3 protein-coding genes are annotated in these 3,582 nt (G+C 68.5%); 1 reads left to right on the top strand and 2 read right to left on the bottom strand.

All coding sequences use genetic code 11. The annotated features are described in order from the left end of the window. Positions 1-131: 131 nt before the first annotated feature. Both ASE28_RS05895 and ASE28_RS05890 read right to left on the bottom strand, forming a co-directional pair. Positions 132-1,166: a tripartite tricarboxylate transporter substrate binding protein gene (locus ASE28_RS05895; RefSeq protein ID WP_057265455.1), complete on the bottom strand. Its 1,035-nt coding sequence runs from the start codon at positions 1,164-1,166 to the stop codon at positions 132-134. A 41-nt stretch (positions 1,167-1,207) separates the two neighbouring features. After that, positions 1,208-2,530, bottom strand: a complete 1,323-nt coding sequence (locus ASE28_RS05890) for a sulfatase (RefSeq protein WP_057265453.1) — start codon at positions 2,528-2,530, stop codon at positions 1,208-1,210. A gap of 70 nt (positions 2,531-2,600) precedes the next feature. Here ASE28_RS05890 and ASE28_RS05885 point away from each other — a divergent pair, with 70 nt between their 5' ends. Next, positions 2,601-3,506: a LysR family transcriptional regulator gene (locus ASE28_RS05885; protein WP_057265451.1), complete on the top strand. Its 906-nt coding sequence runs from the start codon at positions 2,601-2,603 to the stop codon at positions 3,504-3,506. Positions 3,507-3,582: the final 76 nt, after the last annotated feature.

Here is a 3,582-nt window from a genome sequence, read left to right as displayed (position 1 = left end):
ACTTTCTCTTGGCGACGCAAGAGAAAGTTACTGCGCCGCCGGGCGCACACCCCGGCCCCCGCCTTCAACCAAAGCACACAGCCACCATCGACGACAAGCGACTGCGGCACCATCCACCAAGCCCACCCCAATCAATCGTTGGCCCTGAACCCCGTAGCCTTCACCAACCCCGCCCACCGCACCGTTTCCGCAGCGATCGTGCGGGCGAATGCATCACCGTGCTCGGCGGGCACATCAAAGCCCTGCGCATCGAGTTTGCTGCGGTAGTCCGGCGCCGACTGCGCCTTGACAGTCGCGGCCTCGATGGCGTCCAGCACCGGCTTGGGCACGGCGCTGGCGGCCAGCAGGCCGAACCAGATGGTGGTGTTCAGGTCCTTGTAGCCCAGCTCGGCCAGCGTGGGCACCTGGTGCAGGTGGCGCGAGCGCTCGGGGCTGGTCACGGCCAGCGCGTTGAGCTTGCCGGCCTGCACCTGGGGCAACGCGGTCTGCATCTGCGCAAAGCCCAGCGGCACCTGGCCGCCCACCAGGTCCACCACCTGCGGGGCCGAGCCCTTGTACGGAATGTGCGCCATGTCGGTCTTGAAACGCTCGTTCATCTGAAAGCCCAAAAAGTGCGAGGGCGTTCCCGGGCTGTACGAGCCGTACGACACCTTGCCCGGGTTGGCCGCCGTCCACTTCACCAGGTCGGCAAAGCTGCGCGCCGGCACCGAGGGGTGGGCCACCAGCACCAGCGGCGCCTCCACCCCCTTGGCGATGGGGCGAAAGTCCGCCGGCTTCCAGCGCAGGCTGGCGTAGGCACTGGGGTTGATGGTCACCATGGCCTGCGTGCCGATCCACAGCGTGTGCCCGTCGGGCGCGGCCTTCTGCACATACTCGGCACTGATGTTGCCGTTGGCGCCGGGCTTGTAGTCCACGATGAAGGTGCCGCCCGTCACCTTGCCCAGCTCGTGGGCCAGTGCGCGTGCATAGGCGTCGATGGCGCCGCCCGGCGGCGTGCCCACGACCAGGGTCACCGGACGGCTGGGCCAGGCGGGTTTGGCCGTGTCCTGCGCATGGGCGGGTGCAGCCAGTTGCAAGGCAAGCAGGGACGACACTGCTGCCAGGGTGGCGGGGCGCAGTGAGCCACGCCGGGTGCCGGACTGCAGGCATGGATGGGTGGGGGTCATGGTCTTGTCTCCTTGGGTATTGTTTTATGAGGTGGGTCCATCTATCGCTGTGGCATGTCCTTGGCCGAGTAGCCCAGGCTTACGGTGGCATCGGCCGGTATCTCGGGGATGGATGCATTCCACGCCAGCCAGTCGTCGCGCATCTGCGCAAAGCGCGCGGGCTCGTGCCGGGCCAGGTTGGCGCGCTCGCGCGCATCGTTCTCCAGGTGGAACAGGTACTCGTGTTCGTCCACCTTCAGGTACTTCCACGGCCCCCGGCGCAGGGCGCGCTGGGTGCGGTGGTTCATGCGCCAGTACAGCGGCCGCTCGAAGGTGTCCGCCGGGTCGCGCAGGATGCGGGCCAGCGACACGCCGTCCAGCGGGTACTGCGGGTGCGGCACGCCACCGCCCAGCTCCAGCAGGGTGGCAGACCAGTCCATGCCCATGCACTGCTGCGCGCTGGTGCCGCCTGGTGCGATCACGGCCGGCCAGTGGGCGATCCACGGCACGCGGATGCCGCCCTCGGTCAGGTCCATCTTGCCGCCCACCAGCGGCCAGTTGTCCGAAAAGCGCTCGCCCCCGTTGTCGCTGGTGAAGACGATGAGCGTGTTCTCCAACAGGCCCTCGGTGCGCAGCGTGGCCACCAGCCGGCCAATGCCCTCGTCCATGTGGTGGATCATGCGGCGGTAGGTCTCCACATTGCCGCCGTGCAGGTGGAACAGGTTGTCCTTCACCTGCGCCGCCAGGGCCGCGTCGTCGCGGGTCTCCCAGGGCCAGTGGGGCGCCGTGTAGTGCAGGCTCAGCAGGAAGGGCTTGCCCGCCCGCGCGCCCTCGGCCATGCGGCCCACATGGCCAACGGCCCGGTCCGACAGCAGGTCCGTGAGGTAGCCGGGCTCGTGGTGCTCCTCCTCGCCCAGGTACATGTCATGGTCGCCCCGCCCGGCGCAGTGGCTGAAATAGTCCACACCGCCGGCCATCACGCCATAGAACTCGTCATAGCCCGAGCGCAGCGGGCCAAAGCTCGGCGGGTAGCCCAGGTGCCATTTGCCGATGAGGGCTGTCGCATAGCCCGCCTCGCGCAGCAGCGAGGGCAGGGTGGGCAGCTCGGGCGGCAGGCCCAGCACGGTGCTGCCCTTGCTGCGGCTGTTGATGGGCTCCTCCATGCCGGCGCGCACACGGTACTGGTAGCGCATGGTGGCCAGGGCCACGCGCGTGGGCGAGCACACGGGCGAGTTGGCGTAGCCCTGCGTCAGGCGCAGCCCGCCCGCAGCCAGGGCGTCGATGTGGGGCGACACCGCGCCGAACTGCGCCTGGCGCCCGCCATAGCAGCCCAGGTCGGCAAAGCCCAGGTCGTCGGCCACGATGTAGATGATGTTGGGTTGCATGCCCCTGACGTTAGCGGCAGCTCCATTCTTTGTAAAATTGAAATTTGGGTGTTTCAACTTAAATAAATCTATGGATCCCCGGCATCTGCTGCAACTGTCCGCCATCCTGGAATGCGGCTCCATCAGCAAGGCCAGCCAGGTGCTGCACCTGACGCAGCCCACGCTCACGCACAACATGCAGGCTCTGGAGTCGCGCGCGGGCGGCCAGCTGTTCGAGCGCAGCCGCTTCGGCGTGCGCAGCACCGCGCTGGGTGAGGTGCTGGCGCGCGAAGGCCGGGCCATCGCGCGCAGCGTGCGCGATGCCGAGGAGGCCTGCGCCCGCCACCGCGGCGGGTTTCGCAACACCATCCGGCTGGGCACGGGGCCGCTGGTGGGGGCCGCGCTGGTGCCAGGCCTGGTGGCCGGGCTGGCCGCCGTGGCCCCGGGCCGCGCCTTCTCGGTGCAGAGCGACCGCCCGCACCTGCTGGTGGACCAGTTGGTGGACGGCCGGCACGAGCTGGTGATCGCCCCCTCGTGGCTGGACAAGCCGCCCGCAGGCATCGAACGCTTCTTGCTGGTGCACGACACGGTGGGCGTCTTCTGCGGCCAGGCGCACCCGCTGGCGCGCACGGGCGTTCTGGCTGCGGGCGGCGATGTGGACTGGCTGGGCATGGGCACGGCGTCCCCGTTCGATGCGCCCGTGCGCGACATGCTGCGCCAGGCAGGGGTCGAAGCCCGCCATACCGAGGTCACCGTGATGGGCGATGCTCACATGGTGCTGGAGATCCTCTCCAAGGGACGCCACCTGTCGGTGCTGCCGCGCTATCCGCTGGGATTTTTGGCGCCTTTCTACGGCCTGGTCGAACTGGCCCTGCCGGTCGCGGTGGTGCCGCCCCCGCGCGACATCTACCTGTGGTGCCGCAGCGCGTTGCTGGAAGACGCCTCCATGGTGTTGGTCAAGGACTTCATCCTGGCGCAGGCGAGCGGGCGTTCATGAAGGATCATCGCTTCGGGTGATGGTTGGCGTGGTCTCTCGTTGTCTGTTTGGGTTGCGTGCCTGGGTTGAGGGCGGA

The organism is Acidovorax sp. Root219, from assembly GCF_001428665.1.
Taxonomy (GTDB): domain Bacteria; phylum Pseudomonadota; class Gammaproteobacteria; order Burkholderiales; family Burkholderiaceae_C; genus Acidovorax.
This window is presented reverse-complemented; position numbering and strand designations above follow the sequence as displayed.